Source organism: Parageobacillus thermantarcticus, from assembly GCF_900111865.1.
GTDB classification, from domain to species: Bacteria; Bacillota; Bacilli; order Bacillales; family Anoxybacillaceae; genus Parageobacillus; species Parageobacillus thermantarcticus.
Genome location: NZ_FOJS01000003.1, coordinates 40,815 through 58,798, shown reverse-complemented (window position 1 = coordinate 58,798; position 17,984 = coordinate 40,815). Strand labels below are relative to the sequence as shown.

17 protein-coding genes are annotated in these 17,984 nt (G+C 45.4%); all 17 read left to right on the top strand.

Annotated features, from left to right (window positions below):
* The first annotated feature begins 68 nt into the window (after nucleotides 1-68).
* The 17 genes from BM278_RS03470 (at nucleotide 69) to BM278_RS03390 (ending at nucleotide 17,962) form a co-directional block, all read left to right on the top strand.
* Nucleotides 69-1,154 (top strand): BMP family lipoprotein, encoded by a 1,086-nt coding sequence (locus BM278_RS03470; protein WP_090947971.1) that lies wholly within the window; start codon nucleotides 69-71, stop codon nucleotides 1,152-1,154.
* Nucleotides 1,155-1,287: 133 nt separating this feature from the next.
* Nucleotides 1,288-2,817, top strand: a complete 1,530-nt coding sequence (locus BM278_RS03465) for an ABC transporter ATP-binding protein (protein ID WP_090947970.1) — start codon at nucleotides 1,288-1,290, stop codon at nucleotides 2,815-2,817.
* Nucleotides 2,814-3,884, top strand: coding sequence for an ABC transporter permease (locus tag BM278_RS03460; protein ID WP_090947969.1), 1,071 nt, complete (start codon nucleotides 2,814-2,816; stop codon nucleotides 3,882-3,884). Before BM278_RS03465 ends, BM278_RS03460 begins: the two co-directional genes overlap by 4 nt.
* On the top strand, nucleotides 3,885-4,844 hold the full coding sequence (locus BM278_RS03455) for an ABC transporter permease (protein ID WP_090947968.1): 960 nt from the start codon (nucleotides 3,885-3,887) through the stop codon (nucleotides 4,842-4,844).
* A gap of 139 nt (nucleotides 4,845-4,983) precedes the next feature.
* Nucleotides 4,984-6,264 (top strand): EF-P 5-aminopentanol modification-associated protein YfmF, encoded by a 1,281-nt coding sequence (gene yfmF / locus BM278_RS03450; protein WP_090947967.1) that lies wholly within the window; start codon nucleotides 4,984-4,986, stop codon nucleotides 6,262-6,264.
* Between the two features lie 2 nt (nucleotides 6,265-6,266).
* A complete protein-coding gene (gene yfmH, locus BM278_RS03445) occupies nucleotides 6,267-7,559 on the top strand; it encodes an EF-P 5-aminopentanol modification-associated protein YfmH (RefSeq protein WP_090947966.1) in 1,293 nt (430 codons plus the stop codon).
* A gap of 39 nt (nucleotides 7,560-7,598) precedes the next feature.
* The gene (gene ymfI, locus BM278_RS03440) at nucleotides 7,599-8,315 is read left to right on the top strand and encodes an elongation factor P 5-aminopentanone reductase (protein WP_090947965.1); all 717 of its coding nucleotides are present in this window, start codon (nucleotides 7,599-7,601) and stop codon (nucleotides 8,313-8,315) included.
* Between the two features lie 62 nt (nucleotides 8,316-8,377).
* A complete protein-coding gene (locus BM278_RS03435) occupies nucleotides 8,378-8,626 on the top strand; it encodes a DUF3243 domain-containing protein (RefSeq protein WP_090947964.1) in 249 nt (82 codons plus the stop codon).
* A gap of 138 nt (nucleotides 8,627-8,764) precedes the next feature.
* Nucleotides 8,765-9,556 (top strand): DUF3388 domain-containing protein, encoded by a 792-nt coding sequence (locus BM278_RS03430; protein WP_064550971.1) that lies wholly within the window; start codon nucleotides 8,765-8,767, stop codon nucleotides 9,554-9,556.
* 24 nt (nucleotides 9,557-9,580) lie between these two features.
* Nucleotides 9,581-10,456, top strand: a complete 876-nt coding sequence (locus BM278_RS03425) for a helix-turn-helix domain-containing protein (protein ID WP_090948079.1) — start codon at nucleotides 9,581-9,583, stop codon at nucleotides 10,454-10,456.
* A gap of 54 nt (nucleotides 10,457-10,510) precedes the next feature.
* Complete coding sequence (gene pgsA, locus BM278_RS03420; RefSeq protein ID WP_090947963.1) at nucleotides 10,511-11,089, top strand: CDP-diacylglycerol--glycerol-3-phosphate 3-phosphatidyltransferase; 579 nt, start codon at nucleotides 10,511-10,513, stop codon at nucleotides 11,087-11,089.
* A 103-nt stretch (nucleotides 11,090-11,192) separates the two neighbouring features.
* Nucleotides 11,193-12,440 carry a competence/damage-inducible protein A gene (locus BM278_RS03415; protein WP_090947962.1) on the top strand — a complete coding sequence of 416 codons (1,248 nt, stop codon included), beginning with the start codon at nucleotides 11,193-11,195 and terminating at the stop codon, nucleotides 12,438-12,440.
* Nucleotides 12,441-12,603: 163 nt separating this feature from the next.
* Nucleotides 12,604-13,656 carry a recombinase RecA gene (gene recA / locus BM278_RS03410; RefSeq protein ID WP_090948078.1) on the top strand — a complete coding sequence of 351 codons (1,053 nt, stop codon included), beginning with the start codon at nucleotides 12,604-12,606 and terminating at the stop codon, nucleotides 13,654-13,656.
* Nucleotides 13,657-14,117: 461 nt separating this feature from the next.
* The gene (rny, locus tag BM278_RS03405; RefSeq protein WP_090947961.1) at nucleotides 14,118-15,683 is read left to right on the top strand and encodes a ribonuclease Y; all 1,566 of its coding nucleotides are present in this window, start codon (nucleotides 14,118-14,120) and stop codon (nucleotides 15,681-15,683) included.
* 83 nt (nucleotides 15,684-15,766) lie between these two features.
* Nucleotides 15,767-16,561, top strand: a complete 795-nt coding sequence (locus tag BM278_RS03400; RefSeq protein WP_090947960.1) for a TIGR00282 family metallophosphoesterase — start codon at nucleotides 15,767-15,769, stop codon at nucleotides 16,559-16,561.
* Nucleotides 16,562-16,687: 126 nt separating this feature from the next.
* The gene (gene spoVS / locus BM278_RS03395) at nucleotides 16,688-16,948 is read left to right on the top strand and encodes a stage V sporulation protein SpoVS (protein ID WP_003251598.1); all 261 of its coding nucleotides are present in this window, start codon (nucleotides 16,688-16,690) and stop codon (nucleotides 16,946-16,948) included.
* Between the two features lie 90 nt (nucleotides 16,949-17,038).
* Entirely contained in the window at nucleotides 17,039-17,962 is a 924-nt protein-coding gene (locus BM278_RS03390; RefSeq protein ID WP_090947959.1) for a dipeptidase, read from the top strand.
* Nucleotides 17,963-17,984: the final 22 nt, after the last annotated feature.

Here is a 17,984-nt window from a genome sequence, read left to right as displayed (position 1 = left end):
CATTTCATCATCATAATTTAAGATGAGAAAGTATCACATTTTTTATTGGATTAGGGGGTAATTTGATCATGAAAAAACGATTTGGCTTCGCCCTTTCTCTTATGTTGGCGACAGGCATGCTATTAAGTGCATGTGGCGGTCAAGGGGGCGATAATGCCGGCGGCAAAGACACGTTTAGTGTTGCGATGGTAACGGACGTTGGCGGCATTGACGACAAATCTTTTAATCAATCGGCGTGGGAAGGATTGCAAAAATTCGGAAAAGATAATGGGATGAAAAAGGGCAGAGGCGGTTACGATTATTTGCAGTCATCTAGCGACGCCGATTATGCGACGAACTTAAATAAACTTGTGCGCAGCGATTTTGATGTCATTTATGGGATCGGATATTTAATGGGAGATGCTGTAAAAGAAGTTGCTGAACAAAATCCGAAAAAACATTTTGCGATCGTTGACACGGTCGTTGACGAACCAAATGTGGCGAGCATTACGTTTAAAGAGCATGAAGGTTCGTTCCTTGTCGGGGTTGTTGCCGGATTAACGACGAAAACGAATAAAATCGGCTTTATCGGCGGGATGGAAATTCCGTTAATTGAAAAGTTTGAAAGCGGATTCCGTGCAGGAGTAAAAGCGGTTAATCCAAACGCCAAAGTGGAAGTGCAATATGCCGGTGCGTTTGATCAAGCCGATAAAGGAAAAGCGATCGCATCAAGCATGTACGCTTCCGGCATCGACGTCATTTACCATGCTGCTGGCGGAACAGGAAACGGCGTATTCTCGGAAGCAAAAGACTTGAAAAAGAAAGATCCGAACCGTGAAATTTGGGTGATTGGCGTCGATAAAGACCAAGCTCCAGAAGGCGTTGTCAAAGTGGACGGAAAAACATATAACGTCACATTGACATCGATGGTAAAACGGGTCGATGTTGCCGTATATGACGTAGCAAAACGTTCCAAAGAAGGCGATTTCCCTGGCGGAAAAACGCTTGAATACGGTCTTCCAGAAAACGGAGTCGGCATTGCGCCAACGCAAGACAACATTAAGCCAGAAGTGTTAAAAGCGGTCGATGAATGGAAGCAAAAAATTATTAAAGGCGAAGTAAAAGTTCCAATGACCCGCAAAGAATATAAACAATTTGAAGCATCCTTAAAATAACTGAATAAAAAGGCTAGTGTTTTCGCTAGCCTTTTTGTTCGCCCAAAAATCATAAAATGAAAGGTTGCAATTACCGTTTATTGCCTCTTTCCATTTTATGATTTTACCTTGCTCAAGTAAGGAGTGAATTTATTTGGAATATGTTATTGAAATGTTGAATATTCGAAAGGTGTTTGGCAATTTCGTCGCAAACGACAACATTACGTTGCAGGTAAAAAAGGGGGAGATTCATGCGCTTCTAGGGGAAAACGGGGCAGGGAAATCGACGCTCATGAACGTGCTGTTTGGTCTCTACCAGCCGGATGGCGGCGAGATTCGCGTAAAAGGAAAAAAGGTAAACATCACCGATCCGAACGTTGCGAACGAGCTTGGAATTGGCATGGTACACCAGCATTTTATGCTTGTCGATACGTTTACGGTAACGGAAAATATTATTTTAGGTAGCGAGCCGACAAAAGGCGGCGCCATTGATATGAAGCGGGCGGAACAAGAAGTGCGCGAACTGTCGGAACGGTACGGGCTTGCGGTAGATCCGACCGCGAAAATCGCTGATATTTCCGTCGGTATGCAGCAGCGCGTCGAAATTTTAAAAACGTTGTACCGCGGTGCCGACATTTTAATTTTTGACGAACCGACGGCAGTGTTAACCCCGCAAGAAATACATGAACTCATTCAAATTATGAAAAAGTTAGTAAAAGAAGGAAAATCGATTATTTTAATTACCCACAAATTAAAAGAAATTATGGAAGTGTGCGATCGCGTCACGGTCATTCGCCGCGGGAAGGGAATCGCTACGTTAAACGTTGCGGAAACAAATCCAAACGAACTCGCGTCTCTGATGGTCGGCCGCGAAGTACAGTTTAAAACAGAAAAGAAACCGGCGCAGCCGGGCAAACCGGTGCTCGAAATCAAAGACTTGGTCGTCAAAGATGCGCGCGGCGTGACTGCGGTCAATCATCTCGATTTAACGGTGCATGCTGGAGAAATCGTCGGCATTGCCGGAGTGGACGGCAACGGGCAGACGGAACTGATCGAGGCGCTTACAGGGCTTGTGAAAGTGGAATCGGGTTCGATTTTGCTGAACGGCCGCGATATTACGAACCTTCCGCCGCGAAAAATTATCGAAGCAGGCGTCGGCCATATCCCGCAAGACCGTCACAAACATGGGCTTGTTCTTGATTTTCCGATCGGGGAAAATATGGTGCTGCAAACTTATTACAAACCGCCATATTCGAAACGCGGAGTTTTAAACTTTAAAGCGATTTATGAAAAAGCGCGCCAGCTCATTGCTGAATTTGATGTGCGGACTCCAGATGAATATACGAAAGCGCGCGCGCTGTCCGGCGGAAACCAGCAAAAAGCGATCATCGGCCGGGAAGTCGATCGCAACCCGGATTTGCTCATTGCTGCTCAGCCGACGCGCGGTCTTGACGTTGGGGCAATTGAGTTTATTCATCGGCGTTTGATCGAACAGCGCGACAAAGGAAAAGCGGTGCTTCTTGTGTCATTTGAGCTAGATGAAGTGATGAATGTAAGTGACCGCATTGCCGTTATTTACGAGGGAAAAATCGTTGCCATTGTCGATCCGAAAGAAACGACGGAGCAAGAACTCGGGCTGTTAATGGCGGGAAGTAAACGGAAGGAAGCAGGTGTGTCTTCATGAAGTTGAGTGAACTTAAAAAATTTTTTGTTTCCGCATCGTCTGCCTTTGTTGTTCCTGTATTGGCCGTATTGTTAGGGATGATTGTCGGTGCGGTTGTAATGATCGCAAGCGGTTATAATCCGCTCGCCGGATATTCGTCTCTTCTATACGGTGCATTTGGCGATCCATATTACATTGGAGAAACGATTCGACAAACGACACCTTATATTTTAGCAGGTCTTGCAGTTGCTTTTGCCTTCCGTACCGGTCTGTTTAACATCGGTGTGGAAGGACAGCTCATTGTCGGTTGGCTCGCGGCAGTGTGGGTCGGCGTATCGTTTGAACTTCCAAAAGCCATTCATTTGCCGCTGGCGATTTTAGCGGCGGCGCTGGCAGGAGCGCTATGGGCGTTCATCCCGGGAATTTTAAAAGCGTATTTACGAGTGCATGAAGTGATTATTACGATTATGATGAACTATATTGCGCTTCATATGACAAACGCGATCATCCGCTCTGTTTTATCGGAGGAAGGATTTAAATCAAAGCAAGTGCATGAAAGCGCGTCGCTTCGCTCAGAGTTTTTAGAATCAATCACGTACCACTCTTCCGTGCATTACGGCATCATTATTGCGATCATCGGCGCGGTCATCATGTGGTTTCTGCTTGAAAAAACGACGAAAGGGTTTGAACTGCGCGCTGTCGGGTTTAACCAGCACGCTTCTCAATACGCGGGAATGAACGTAAAAGCGAATATTATTTTATCGATGGCAATTTCCGGAGCGTTCGCCGGAATTGCCGGAGCGATGGAAGGGTTAGGAACTTTCGGAAATATTTCTGTGAAAGCAGGTTTTACCGGTGTAGGATTTGACGGGATTGCCGTCGCGCTCATTGGCGGAAACAACGCATTTGGGATATTGCTATCGGCTCTATTGTTCGGCGCGTTGAAAGTCGGGGCGTTAGAGATGCCATCAAGCGCGGGTGTGCCGACAGAACTAGTCGATATTATTATTGCGCTCATTATTTTCTTTGTCGCGTCAAGCTATGTTATTCGCTTATTATTATCTCGTTTGAAAAAGGGGGCGGAATAAGTGAGCGTCTATGAAGTATTGCAAGTAATTATTCCATCTGCCATTTTCTTTGCTGCTCCCCTTATTTTTACAGCGCTTGGTGGCGTATTTAGCGAACGATCCGGCGTTGTGAACATCGGGCTAGAAGGATTAATGATCATCGGAGCGTTTGTTAGCATCGTTTTCAATTTGACATTTGCCGACACGTTCGGGGCGCTCACCCCATGGCTCGCTTTGCTCGCTGCGATGATCGTCGGCACCATTTTTTCGCTGCTCCACGCCGTTGCGTCTATTTCGTTTCGCGCCGATCAAGTCGTCAGCGGTGTGGCGATTAACTTTTTAGCGCTTGGCTTGTCGCTCTTTTTAGTCAAAAAAATGTACGGAAAAGGGCAGACCAACCAAATTCAAATCGGATTTGATAAAATTGATGTTCCTATATTAAGCGATATTCCCGTGATTGGACCGCTCTTTTTCTCCAATACGTACGTTCCATCGTATTTGGCGATCATTTTGGCGTTTGTCGCCTGGTACGTCATTTACAAAACGCCGTTCGGCCTTCGTCTTCGCGCAGTCGGCGAACATCCGATGGCGGCGGATACGATGGGAATCAATGTGACGAAAATGCGCTACATCGCCGTTATGATCAGCGGCGCATTAGGCGGAATCGGCGGTGCGGTGTACGCGACGATCATTTCTCGCGATTTTAGCCATGCGACAATTTCTGGGCACGGTTTTATGGCGCTTGCGGCGATGATTTTTGGCAAATGGCATCCGATCGGCGCGATGGGAGCAGCGCTGTTTTTCGGTTTGGCGCAAAGTTTAAGCATCGTCGGAAAAACGATTCCGTTTTTAAAAAATGTGCCGACAGTCTATTTGCTGATCGCGCCATACGTGCTGACGATTTTAGCGCTTGCCGGCTTTATCGGCCGTGCGGAAGCGCCGAAAGCTTCAGGCATTCCTTACATTAAAGGAAAACGGTGAAAGCTGCGGAAAGAACTCGACGTTTGTTCGAGTTCTTTTTTGCTTTTATTTGCATTTTGCGTTTTATAAAAGGTATATTGTTGATATGATGAACACAACAATAAAATATCGGCAAGCTCACGTTAAAGGAGGAGTTCGATTGATCAATGAAAAAATAACGGCAATAGAGAATATCAACGTCCATACGATTCCGACGAATAAATATAAAACAAATACGCTCGTATGGAAAATGAAAGCGCCGCTGGCAAACGAAACGGTGACGTTGCGCGCCCTTTTGCCGTATGTACTGCAAAGCGGCACCGCCGAGCATCCAAGCGTGAAGCAGCTGCGCACATACTTAGATGAACTGTATGGCGCGACATTAAATGTTGATTTAGCGAAAAAAGGCGAAAGCCATATTATTACGATTCGCATCGACGTGGCAAACGAAGTGTTTTTACAAGAGAAAATGCCGCTTCTTCGCAACGCCGTCAAGCTGTTGAGCGATATTGTTCTCCGCCCCGCTTTGCAAGACGGCCGGTTTGTCGAACGCATTGTTGAGCAAGAAAAGCGAGCGCTAAAGCAACGCATTCAAGCGGTATACGACGATAAAATTCGGTATGCCAACTTGCGGCTTATTCAAGAAATGTGCAAAGGAGAGCCGTACGCCCTGCACGCTAACGGCGAACTAGACGATGTCGACCGCATTGCGGCAGAGGAACTTTTTCAATATTATCAAAAAACGTTGCAAGAAGATGAAATCGATTTATACGTGATCGGTGACGTGCAAGAAGAAACGGTATTGGAAGCAGTTGCCTCGCATTTTTCGCTGCCAAACCGCACGGTTCGCGCATCTACGGAAGAAATGGTTTCAAGCAAAACGCGCGATAAAGTAAACGAAGTGATCGAAAAGCAAGATATTAAACAAGGAAAATTGAACATTGGCTATCGGACGAACGTCACATATGAAGACGACGATTATTACGCGCTGCAAATGTTTAACGGCATTTTTGGCGGTTTTTCTCATTCCAAATTGTTTATGAATGTTCGCGAAAAAGCAAGCTTGGCATATTATGCCGCCTCGCGCTTGGAAAGCCATAAAGGGTTATTGATCGTCACATCCGGCATCGAACCTGCGAATTACCAAAAGGCGCTGCAAATTATTGAAAAGCAAATGGAAGCGATGAAAAACGGCGATATTACCGATGAAGAAATCGCGCAAACGAAAGCGGTGATCCGCAACCAATTGTTAGAAACGATCGATACGCCGCGCGGATTAGTGGAAGTGCTTTACCATAACGTTGTCGCGAAGCGGAAGCGCTCGATTGAAGAATGGCTATCAGGCACAGACCGTGTATCGCGGGAGGAAATCATGCGCGTTGCCGGCAAAGTCAAGCTTGATACGATTTACTTCCTGACCGGAATGGAGGGGGCGGAATAGCGATGGAGAAAATCGTCTATGAGCAGCTGCAAGAACAGCTGTTTTATGAAAAAATGGAAAACGGTTTAGATGTGTACATTTTACCAAAAAAAGGGTTTTACAAAACGTATGCAACGTTTACGGCAAAATATGGGTCGGTTGACAATCAGTTCGTTCCATTCGGAAAAACGGAGATGAAACGGGTGCCGGACGGAATCGCCCACTTTTTAGAGCATAAACTGTTCGAAAAAGAAGACGGCGATGTGTTCCAACAGTTCAGCAAACAAGGGGCGTCAGCAAACGCCTTCACTTCGTTTACGCGTACGGCCTATTTGTTTTCGAGCACGGCAAATGTCGAGGGAAATTTGGAAACGCTCATCGATTTTGTGCAAAGCCCATATTTTTCCGAGCAAACGGTAGAAAAAGAAAAAGGAATCATCGGCCAAGAAATTCGCATGTATGACGACAATCCGGACTGGCGCGTTTATTTCGGTGCCATTGAAAGCATGTATCAAAACCATCCGGTGAAAATTGATATTGCCGGCACGGTTGAATCCATTTCCCATATTACGAAAGAACTGTTGTACGAATGTTACGAAACGTTTTACCATCCGAGCAATATGCTGTTGTTTATTGTCGGGCCAGTCGATGAACAAAAAATCATGCAGCAAATTCGCGATAACCAAGCAAAAAAATCGTTTCCAAAAGCCAGCGAGATTCAGCGTTTTGTGTACGATGAGCCGAAAGAGAGAGCGGAAGCGAAGAAAGTCATTCCGATGCATGTGCAAACGAGCAAATGTATCGTCGGAATTAAGGCGCCAATGGTTCGCCCAGCTGGTAAAGAAAAGTTGGTTCACGAGTTGGCGTTCAATGTTTTGTTAGATTATTTGTTTGGAAAAAGTTCGCCGCATTATGAACGGCTGTATGAGCTTGGGCTCATTGATGAAACGTTTATGTACGATTACACGGAAGAGCGGGAGTTTGGCTTTGCGATGGTCGGTGGGGATACGAGCGATCCGGACCGGCTTAGCGAAGAAATTAAACAAATATTGCTATCTTTCACGAGCGACTCCGTAACAGAAGCGCAATTAGAGCGGGTGAAAAAGAAAAAAATCGGCGCGTTTTTGCGTTCGCTGAATTCTCCGGAATATATCGCCAACCAATTTACGCGATACGCGTTTAACGAAGTAAGCTTGTTTGATGTCATACCAGTATTACAGACATTAACGATCGAACAGATCGATCAAATCGCTAAACAATGTTTCCGCGAATCGCAAATTGCGGTATGCCAAGTCGTTCCAAAAGAACGAAAGTAGCATCCTTCTTATGGAGGATGCTTTTTTAGGGGGATTGTGATGAAATACGCACTTATTACCGGAGCAAGCGGGGGAATTGGGACAAGCATTGCCCGTCAGCTCGCTTCTGACGGCTACGGTCTTTTTTTGCACTATCACCGCCGCCGCGAGCAAGTAGAAAAATTGAAAAATGAATTAACCAACGTCCATGTCATTCCCGTTCAAGCCGATCTTTCACATGAAAATGGCGTAGATACGCTGCTTTCGCAAATTCATCGTCCCATCGATGTCATTATTCATAATAGCGGGAACAGCTATTACGGTCTCATCACGGATATGAGCGATGAGTTGGTGCGAAGAATGGTTCAGCTTCATGTAACAAGCCCGATTTTATTGACGAAAAAGCTGCTGCCACAGATGATCGCAAACAAGCGGGGAAATATCGTTGTGATTTCATCGATCTGGGGTTTAACAGGCGCGTCTTGCGAAGTTGTCTATTCCATGGTCAAAGGCGGGCAAAACGCGTTTGTGAAAGCTCTAGCAAAAGAATTAGCACCTAGCGGCATCCGCGTAAACGCCGTCGCTCCGGGGGCGATCGATACCGATATGTTGCGCCGATTCAGCGAGGAAGAATTGCGCTCGATTGCCGACGATATTCCGATCGGGCGCATCGGCACGCCGGATGAGGTGGCGAAAACAGTGGCATTTTTGCTTTCTGACGCTGCTTCCTACATAACGGGACAAATTATTTCCGTCAATGGCGGTTGGTACTGTTAAGTATATTTTTAACAAAAAGCAGGCAAACTATCCTTGAAACGAAAATCAAGGAGGTTACGCGTATGTCTGTATTGGACAACTTCGAACAATGGAAAGACTTCCTGGCAGACCGCCTTCAACAAGCGCAGCAGCAAGGGTTAAACCAACAAGTGATCGCAGACGTCGCTTATCAAATCGGTGATTATTTAGCAAAACAAGTAGATCCAAAAAACCCGGAAGAACGGTTGCTTGCTGACCTCTGGAGCGTTGCTGACGAACAAGAGCAGCACGCTATTGCAAACATGATGATCAAATTGGTGCAGCAAAAATAAACGTGTAGAGAGGGGAAATTTCCCCTCTTTTTTTCATTCTATATTCCCTTTTCTTTTGCTTTTCCATTCGATATTATAGTAGTATGAACTTATCATGGGAGTTTGTGCGGGCATTTTGTATGTGGGAGGAGAGACGGGATGGGGAAGCAGGAATGGTATTTGGAATATGAAATACATATTAACCGTCCGGGGTTGTTAGGCGACGTTGCTTCATTATTAGGAATGTTGTCTATTAATATCGTTACGATTAACGGCGTCCATGGTTCGCGGCGTGGCATGCTTCTTCTTTGCGATAATAACGAACAAATCGAACGGTTGTCTACCATTTTGCAAACAATGGATAATATTACAGTGACAAAGCTGCGGCAGCCGAAGCTGCTCGATCGCCTTGCCGTCCGTCATGGCCGCTATATCCAGCGCGACGCCGATGATAAAAAAACGTTTCGCTTTGTCCGCGATGAACTTGGGCTGCTTGTTGATTTTATGGCAGAGATTTTTAAAGAGAAAGGCCATAAACTAATTGGCATTCGCGGAATGCCGCGCGTCGGCAAAACGGAATCGATCGTTGCCGCAAGTGTTTGTGCGAATAAACGTTGGCTTTTCGTATCATCAACGCTGATTAAGCAAACGGTGCGCAGCCAGCTGATTGAAGACGAATATAGCGAAGACAATATTTTTATCATTGACGGTATCGTATCCACTCGGCGGGCGAACGAAAGGCATTGGCAGCTTATTCGGGAACTGATGCGCCTTGAAGCGACAAAGGTGGTGGAGCATCCGGATATTTTTATCCGTCATACCGAGTACACTTTGGATGATTTTCATTATATTATTGAATTGCGCAATGATCCAAATGAAGAAATTACGTACGATATCATCGAACAGCCGTCGCTGTTTGGCAATGATGGATTTTCTGATTTTGACTTTTAATAAAAAAGTGGAAGGTGTTTGTCGTTGACGGAACTAGGTAAACGTTTAAAGGAAGCAAGAGAAGCGAAAAACATTAGTTTGGACGAGTTGCAAGAGATGACGAAAATTCAGAAGCGCTATTTGATCGGCATTGAAGAAGGAAACTATGCGATTATGCCGGGAAACTTTTATGTTCGAGCGTTTATTAGACAATATGCTGAGGCCGTCGGGCTTGACCCAGAAGAAATATTTGAAGAGTACAAGCAAGATATTCCGCAGTCGTATCAAGAAGAAATTCCGCAACAATTATCGCGAGTAAAAACGCGGCAACAAATTTCCACGAGCGGTTTGAAATGGGGGGATTTGCTGCCAAAATTGCTGATTGCTGCGGTGGTCGTCGGCATCGCAGTCGTGATTTGGCTGCTTTTGCAGCAATATGACGCAGGAAGCAAATCGGAAAATCAGATTACAGGAGATACGACGGCAGAGGTGGAACGTCCGAAAAACTCTCCGCTTGAAAAGGCCGCGAAGGAAGAAAAAGAGAAAAAACAGGAAAACGCGGAGAAGCAGCAAGAAACAGAAGAATCTCCTTCTTCGGATTTTACGCTTACAGTTGTAGAAAAAAGCGGAAATTTATCAACGATCGAATTGACGAATACGGACAAATTTGTCATTGAATTGACGTCGAAAGGGAATTCTTGGGTAGAAGTGTATAATACAAAAGGCCATTCCTTTTTCAAAGGAAATTTAGCGAACGGGCAAACGCAAACGTTCGATTTATCGACGGAGACGGAAGTGTTTGTCAAAGTCGGCAGAACGCTCGATGTCGACGTGAAAGTAAACGGACAACCTTTCAACTATCCAATCGATCCGAACGACGAAGTATATCAAAAACTGAAATTTGTCTTTAAAAAATCGTAACGTCGTCTTTGATGAGATGGCGCTTTTACATGTTTAGCAGCGGAGGTATTCACAGTGAATTTGCCTAATAAAATAACAGTGGCACGAATTATGCTCATACCGTTATTTTTAATAGTTATGTTGGTCCCATTTGGGTGGGGTAGCGTGAAAATTGGAACAGAAACGCTGCCAATCGCCCACCTGATCGGCGCGCTTATTTTTATCATCGCTTCGACAACCGATTGGATTGACGGATATTATGCCCGGAAATATCAGCTTGTGACTAATTTAGGAAAATTTTTGGATCCGCTCGCTGATAAGCTGCTTGTCTCAGCGGCGCTCATTGTGCTTGTCGAACTTCATTATGCGCCTTCATGGATGGTGATTGTCATCATCAGCCGTGAGTTTGCCGTTACGGGGCTTCGGCTTGTGCTTGCTGGAGAAGGGGAAGTGATGGCCGCCAACATGCTTGGTAAAATTAAAACATGGACGCAAATTGTCGCGATTTCCGCCCTTCTCTTGCATAATTTTCCTTTTTCTCTTATTTCCTTTCCGTTTGCTGATTTAGCGCTTTGGGTGGCAGTCATTTTTACGATTTGGTCTGGTTGGGATTATTTTGTGAAAAATAAACATGTTTTCTTGCATTCAAAATAACGGAAATATGCGCACAGTCAAAACAAAAGATCGTATTAAACCCAAGCTTGTTGGATTCAATCATTTGAGACTGGCTTGACCCAAACAAAGGGGGGCGCTTTCATTGAACGCGGAAATTATCGCTGTTGGTTCCGAATTATTGCTTGGGCAGATCGCCAACACGAATGCGCAGTTTTTATCTGCCCAGCTCGCTGAACTTGGCATTAACGTATATTTTCATACTGTTGTAGGCGACAATGCCGCTCGTCTGGAAAAAGCGGTAAAAGTGGCGCAAACGCGGGCGAATTTAATTATTTTCACAGGCGGGCTTGGCCCGACGAAAGATGATTTAACGAAGGAAACGATCGCTCGCCTATTGCGGCGGGAGCTTGTCATCGACAAGGAGGCGCTTCATTCCATTGAAGCGTATTTTGCCCGCACAGGCCGAACGATGACAGAAAACAATAAAAAACAGGCGCTTGTATTGCAAGGATCCACCGTGTTGAAAAACGAGCACGGAATGGCGCCTGGAATGGCACTAACGATCGATGCGATTACGTACATGCTTCTTCCTGGCCCTCCAAAGGAAATGCAGCTGATGTTCAGCAAATACGGGCGCCCGTTCTTAATGGAGAAGCTCGACCGTCATGAGCGCATCGAATCTCGCGTGCTGCGCTTTTTCGGAATCGGTGAATCGCAGCTTGAGACGGAAATTGAAGATCTTATTGATAAGCAGTCAAACCCGACGATTGCCCCCCTTGCCGGCGATGGGGAAGTAACGCTGCGTTTGACAGCGAAACACCATTCCGAAATGGAAGCGAAAAAGCTTCTTGATAAAACTGAACAAGCGATTTTAGCGCGCGTCGGTCGTTATTTTTATGGTTACAACGATGAAACGCTGTTTCAAAAGACCGTAAAGATGTTGAAAGAAAAAAAGAAAACGATCGCGGCTGCCGAAAGCCTCACGGGCGGGCTTTTCTTAACGGAATTAACCGCCGTTCCCGGCGCTTCCCAAGTGGTTCGCGGCGGGGTCGTCTGCTATGCCAATGAAGTAAAGGAGAAAGTTCTTCACGTTCCCGCTTCTGTGTTAGCAACCGACGGTGCGGTAAGCGAACGCTGCGCGAAGCTGTTGGCGGAAAATGTCCGCACGCTTTGCCATGCGGATATTGGCATAAGTTTTACAGGCGTAGCAGGGCCTGATCCGCTTGAAGGGAAACCGGTCGGTACCGTATATATTGGCATTTCCACCTCTGAAAATGAAACGGACGTCTACGCCCTCTCATTATCTGGCCAGCGTGATGCGATTCGCACTCGCACTGCGAAATACGGCTGCTCCATTATATTAAAAAAATTGGCAGCTACATGTTTGTAGCTGTCTTCCTTCTCTCGCTGTCCTCACTGCTTTTTTTCACTGCAAAAGGAGAATTTTTCTATTCCCGCCATCCAAAAAACGAATGAACGTTCGATTTTTTTCTTGGCAACCGCCTTAAAAAAAGGTATAGTATAAGTAGTCAAGAAAAAGGAGGAGTTTGTTGGTGAATCAAGATCGTCAAGCTGCCTTGGAACAGGCGTTAAAACAGATCGAAAGGCAATTTGGAAAAGGATCGATCATGAGGCTTGGAGAACAAACGGATCGCAAAATATCCACCGTGTCAAGCGGATCGCTTGCGCTCGATATCGCTTTAGGTGTTGGCGGATATCCGCGCGGCCGCATTATTGAAATATATGGACCTGAGTCTTCCGGGAAAACGACGGTTGCGTTGCACGCGATCGCCGAAGTGCAGAAACAAGGAGGGCAAGCGGCGTTTATCGACGCAGAGCATGCGCTTGATCCAATTTATGCGCAAAAATTAGGCGTGAACATCGATGAGTTGCTGCTTTCCCAGCCGGATACAGGCGAGCAGGCGCTGGAAATTGCCGAAGCGCTCGTAAGAAGCGGTGCGGTTGATATTATCGTCATTGACTCTGTCGCAGCGCTTGTGCCGAAAGCGGAAATTGAAGGAGAAATGGGCGACGCTCACGTTGGCTTGCAGGCTCGCCTCATGTCGCAAGCGTTGCGTAAATTATCAGGAGCGATTAATAAATCAAAGGCGATTGCGATTTTCATTAACCAAATTCGCGAAAAAGTCGGTGTGATGTTCGGAAATCCGGAGACGACTCCAGGCGGTCGCGCGTTAAAATTTTACGCTTCGGTTCGTCTTGAAGTCCGTCGCGCTGAACAAATCAAGCAAGGCAACGATATGGTCGGAAATAAAACGAAAATCAAAGTCGTGAAAAATAAAGTCGCCCCACCATTTAAAACGGCTGATGTAGATATTATGTACGGGGAAGGAATTTCCCGAGAAGGCGAAATTATTGATATGGCGTCAGAGTTAGATATCGTGCAAAAAAGCGGCTCTTGGTATTCGTATAAAGACGAGCGCTTAGGTCAAGGCCGCGAAAATGCAAAACAATTTTTAAAAGAAAATCCGCATATCGCGGAAGAAATTGCTCAAGAAATTCGTAAACATTACGGGATTGAGTCGCCTTCAAATTCAAATGATGCAAACGAGCCACAACAGGAGGAGTTTGGACTTTTGCAAGAATAAACGAGGGAGGAAACGATTGTTTCCTTCCTTTTTTTACTTTTGCTTTAATATATCTTTGTTTGTTATAGGGAGAAACTTGCTATATCTTGACAATAAAATTTGCCACCTTTAAAATTAACATGTATATTTTACAATAATCAACCTTATAAACGCCCGTGACTCCGGCTAGCTAAAAATGGCTCACATACAAAGGTTACGCGCTATAGAAGAAAAATTTTGGATTGAGCCAACTGGACGTTAAACGCCAATTATGGTGTTTATTGTATGGGACATTCGGCAAAATGGGAACGCGTTTGCGCAAAATGAAGAAATTCTCGCTTTATCGGCTTCAGCCGTACACCAGTTCCATTCATGGGCGGATTGTATGTGTTGCTGATTTTGATGCCAATAAGAAATACTGTACGTTGTATGCTGACAGTCATTTCGTAACAATTAGTTTGTAGCAAGAGGAGGTGAAAGAAATGAGTTCCATCATCATCTCCGCTTTGCTTGTCTTGCTTGCCTTAGTTGTCGGTGCCGTTGTTGGCTTTTTTGTTCGGAAATCCATTGCGGAAGCGAAAATTGGCGGCGCACAAGCAGCAGCAAATCAAATCATTGAAGAAGCGAAACGAGAAGCCGATGCGCTGAAAAAGGAAGCGCTTCTTGAAGCAAAGGATGAAATTCACAAACTTCGCACAGAAGTCGAACGCGAAATTCGCGATCGTAGAAGCGAATTGCAAAAGCAAGAAAATCGATTGCTGCAAAAAGAGGAAAATCTGGAGCGGAAGGATGAAGCGCTAAACAAACGCGAGGAGCTTTTAGAAAAGAAAGAAGATGCGCTTAATCAAAGACAACAACATATTGAACAAATGGAAAGCAAAGTGGAAGAACTTGTTCAAAAAGAACAAATGGAATTAGAACGAATTTCCGGTTTAACGCGCGAAGAAGCGCGGCAAATCGTTTTAGAACGTGTCGAAAAAGAACTGTCTCATGAAATTGCGGTGATGGTGAAAGAAGCGGAAACACGCGCGAAAGAAGAGGCGGATAAAAAGGCAAAAGCAATTTTATCGCTGGCAATTCAGCGCTGTGCGGCTGATCATGTTGCCGAAACGACTGTATCTGTCGTTAATCTGCCAAATGACGAAATGAAAGGACGAATCATTGGCCGCGAAGGCCGGAATATTCGTACGCTTGAAACGCTTACCGGCATCGATTTAATTATTGATGATACGCCGGAAGCGGTTATTTTATCGGGATTTGACCCAATCCGTAGAGAGACGGCGAGAATCGCCTTGGACAAATTGGTTCAAGATGGGCGCATTCATCCGGCGAGAATTGAGGAAATGGTGGAAAAAGCAAGACGGGAAGTGGATGAGCATATTCGTGAAGTCGGCGAACAGACGACGTTCGAAGTTGGCGTTCACGGACTGCATCCGGATTTGATCAAAATTTTAGGTCGGCTTAAATTCCGGACAAGCTACGGGCAAAACGTTTTGAAGCATTCGGTGGAAGTGGCGTTTTTAGCTGGTTTGATGGCGGCGGAACTTGGCGAAGATGAAATGTTGGCAAGACGTGCCGGCCTTCTTCATGATATTGGCAAAGCGATTGACCATGAAGTGGAAGGTAGCCATGTGGAAATCGGGGTGGAATTAGCGACAAAATATAAAGAACACCCAGTTGTCATTAACAGCATTGCTTCCCATCACGGTGATACGGAGCCAACTTCCGTCATTGCGGTGCTTGTCGCAGCGGCGGATGCCCTTTCGGCGGCAAGACCGGGAGCGCGCAGCGAAACGTTGGAAAACTATATTCGCCGTCTTGAAAAATTGGAGGAAATCGCGGAATCATATGAAGGTGTCGAAAAATCATACGCGATCCAAGCGGGACGGGAAGTGCGCATTATGGTGAAACCAGACGCGATCGATGATTTAGAAGCGCATCGATTGGCGCGGGAAATCCGCAAACGGATCGAGGAAGAGCTCGATTATCCAGGCCATATTAAAATTACCGTTATTCGTGAAACGAGAGCGGTTGAATACGCAAAATAAAGTGGCGGCATCGCCACTTTATTTTTTTTATATTTTATGACAAACTTGAACTAGTTATATTTCAGCTTAGAAAGGGATATATAATGAAATTATTATTTATCGGCGATGTTGTCGGTTCGCCAGGAAGAAAAATGGTAGAACAATATTTGCCAAAATTAAAAGAAAAGCATAAACCGAACGTGATCATCATGAATGGAGAAAATGCGGCAGGAGGAAAAGGTATTACGGAAAAAATTTATCGTGCGTTTCTCGAACAAGGCGTCCATGTCGTGACACTTGGCAATCACGCATGGGATCAACGCGATATTTTTGAATTTATCGATGATGCCAAGGCGCTGATACGACCAGCCAATTTGCCCGAAGGAGCGCCGGGGAAAGGGATCGTATATGTGCAAGTAGAGAATATGGAAGTAGCGATTATTAACTTGCAAGGAAGAATCTTTTTGCCGGCCATTGACTGTCCGTTTAAAAAAGCGGACGAACTGATTGAGGAAGCGTCTCGGCGAACACCGATGATTTTTGTTGATTTTCATGCGGAGGCGACAAGCGAAAAGCAAGCGATGGGATGGTATTTGGACGGGCGGGTGTCCGCGGTTGTCGGCACGCATACGCACGTGCAAACAGCAGATGCCCGCATTTTGCCAAAAGGGACGGCATACATTACGGATGTTGGGATGACTGGCCCGTATGACGGAATTTTAGGAGTAGATCGTGAGGCGGTGTTGCGGAAATTTTTAACATCGTTGCCTGTCCGCTTTGAAGTGAAAGAAGGGAGAAGCCAATTAAACGCCGTGCTCATTGATATTGACGCGAAAACGGGACGAGCCAACAAAATTGAACGAATTTTCATCAATGATGATTATCCTTATTTTGAATAATCGTTGTTTTAGGAATTTTTAAAAATATTTGCGAACATAGCAGGAATACTTGGCAAAACAGTGAATATAGTAACAATAGAACTATTTTTGTAAAGAATTTTTGAGGAAATGAGGGAGGAACTAGAAATGGAAATATTAAAAGTTTCAGCAAAGTCGAATCCTAACTCTGTAGCTGGTGCACTTGCCGGGGTATTGCGCGAACGCGGAGCAGCCGAAATTCAAGCGATCGGTGCAGGTGCATTAAACCAAGCCGTTAAGGCAGTAGCCATCGCACGAGGGTTTGTGGCACCGAGCGGCATGGACCTTATTTGCATTCCTGCGTTTACCGATATTATCATTGATGGGGAAGAGCGGACGGCGATTAAATTAATCGTAGAGCCACGTTAACTGCTAACATTTATGATTAGGAATATAACCTGCTTGAGCCTAAATGGGAGGCAAGCAGGTTATTTTTAGTTTTATTGCGGAGGGAGTTTTATGATTTTCGATGCCCATTGTGATGCTTTAATGAAATTATGGATGGATCGATCTTTATCGTTTCACGACGGACAACATCTTCACGTTACGTTTTCAGCGCTTGCAGAGGCGAAAGTAAAAGTTCAATGTTTCGCCATTTATATTCCGGAAAACGTTCCGGAAGAAGCACGTTTTACGGTTGCGCTGGAAATGATCGATCTCTTTTTTGAACGAATCATTGACCGGTTTCCGTTAATGAAATTCATCCGTTCCAAACGGGATATTGACGCATTGGAAGAAAATGAAATTGGTGCGATGCTAACGCTCGAAGGGTGTGACGCGATTGGGACAAGCCTTGTGAAGCTAAAAACGTTGCTTCGCCTTGGCGTTTCGTCCGTCGGACTTACATGGAATTGGGCGAACGCCGTAGCGGACGGAGCATGGGAACAGCGCGGCGCTGGATTAACAGAATTCGGAAAACAAGTCGTGCAGCATCTGAATGAAGCGAAACGTTGGGTCGATGTCTCCCATTTATCAGAAAAAGCGTTTTGGGACGCATTAGAAATCGCGCAATTCCCGATTGCTTCCCACTCTAATACATATCGTTTCTGCCCGCATCCTCGCAATTTGCGCGACGAACAAATTCGCGCATTAATGGAGAAAAACGGGATGATCGGAATTACATTTGTTCCATATTTTTTGACGAAAGAGAGTGAAAGAGCGGCGATTTCTGACGTTCTCCGCCATCTAGAGCATGTTTGTTCGCTCGGAGGCGCGAGACACGTTGGATTTGGCTCCGATTTTGACGGGATGGAAGAAACGGCAAAAGGACTTGAAAATGCAAGATGCTATGTAAATCTGGTGAACGAGCTGCAAAAACATTATTCGGAAGAAGAAGTGGAACGGTTTTTATTCCGCAATTTTTACGATCATTTGCCGCAGTAATGGAAAAAGCAAAAGTATTCGC

What these genes read in the sequence shown, in the direction of transcription:
- BM278_RS03470 (WP_090947971.1), top strand. Translation starts at nt 69, where the DNA reads ATGAAAAAACGATTTGGCTTCGCCCTTTCTCTTATGTTGGCGACAGGC.
- BM278_RS03460 (WP_090947969.1), top strand. Translation starts at nt 2,814, where the DNA reads ATGAAGTTGAGTGAACTTAAAAAATTTTTTGTTTCCGCATCGTCTGCC.
- yfmH (WP_090947966.1), top strand. Translation starts at nt 6,267, where the DNA reads ATGGAGAAAATCGTCTATGAGCAGCTGCAAGAACAGCTGTTTTATGAA.
- ymfI (WP_090947965.1), top strand. Translation starts at nt 7,599, where the DNA reads ATGAAATACGCACTTATTACCGGAGCAAGCGGGGGAATTGGGACAAGC.
- BM278_RS03435 (WP_090947964.1), top strand. Translation starts at nt 8,378, where the DNA reads ATGTCTGTATTGGACAACTTCGAACAATGGAAAGACTTCCTGGCAGAC.
- BM278_RS03430 (WP_064550971.1), top strand. Translation starts at nt 8,765, where the DNA reads ATGGGGAAGCAGGAATGGTATTTGGAATATGAAATACATATTAACCGT.
- rny (WP_090947961.1), top strand. Translation starts at nt 14,118, where the DNA reads ATGAGTTCCATCATCATCTCCGCTTTGCTTGTCTTGCTTGCCTTAGTT.
- BM278_RS03400 (WP_090947960.1), top strand. Translation starts at nt 15,767, where the DNA reads ATGAAATTATTATTTATCGGCGATGTTGTCGGTTCGCCAGGAAGAAAA.
- spoVS (WP_003251598.1), top strand. Translation starts at nt 16,688, where the DNA reads ATGGAAATATTAAAAGTTTCAGCAAAGTCGAATCCTAACTCTGTAGCT.
- BM278_RS03390 (WP_090947959.1), top strand. Translation starts at nt 17,039, where the DNA reads ATGATTTTCGATGCCCATTGTGATGCTTTAATGAAATTATGGATGGAT.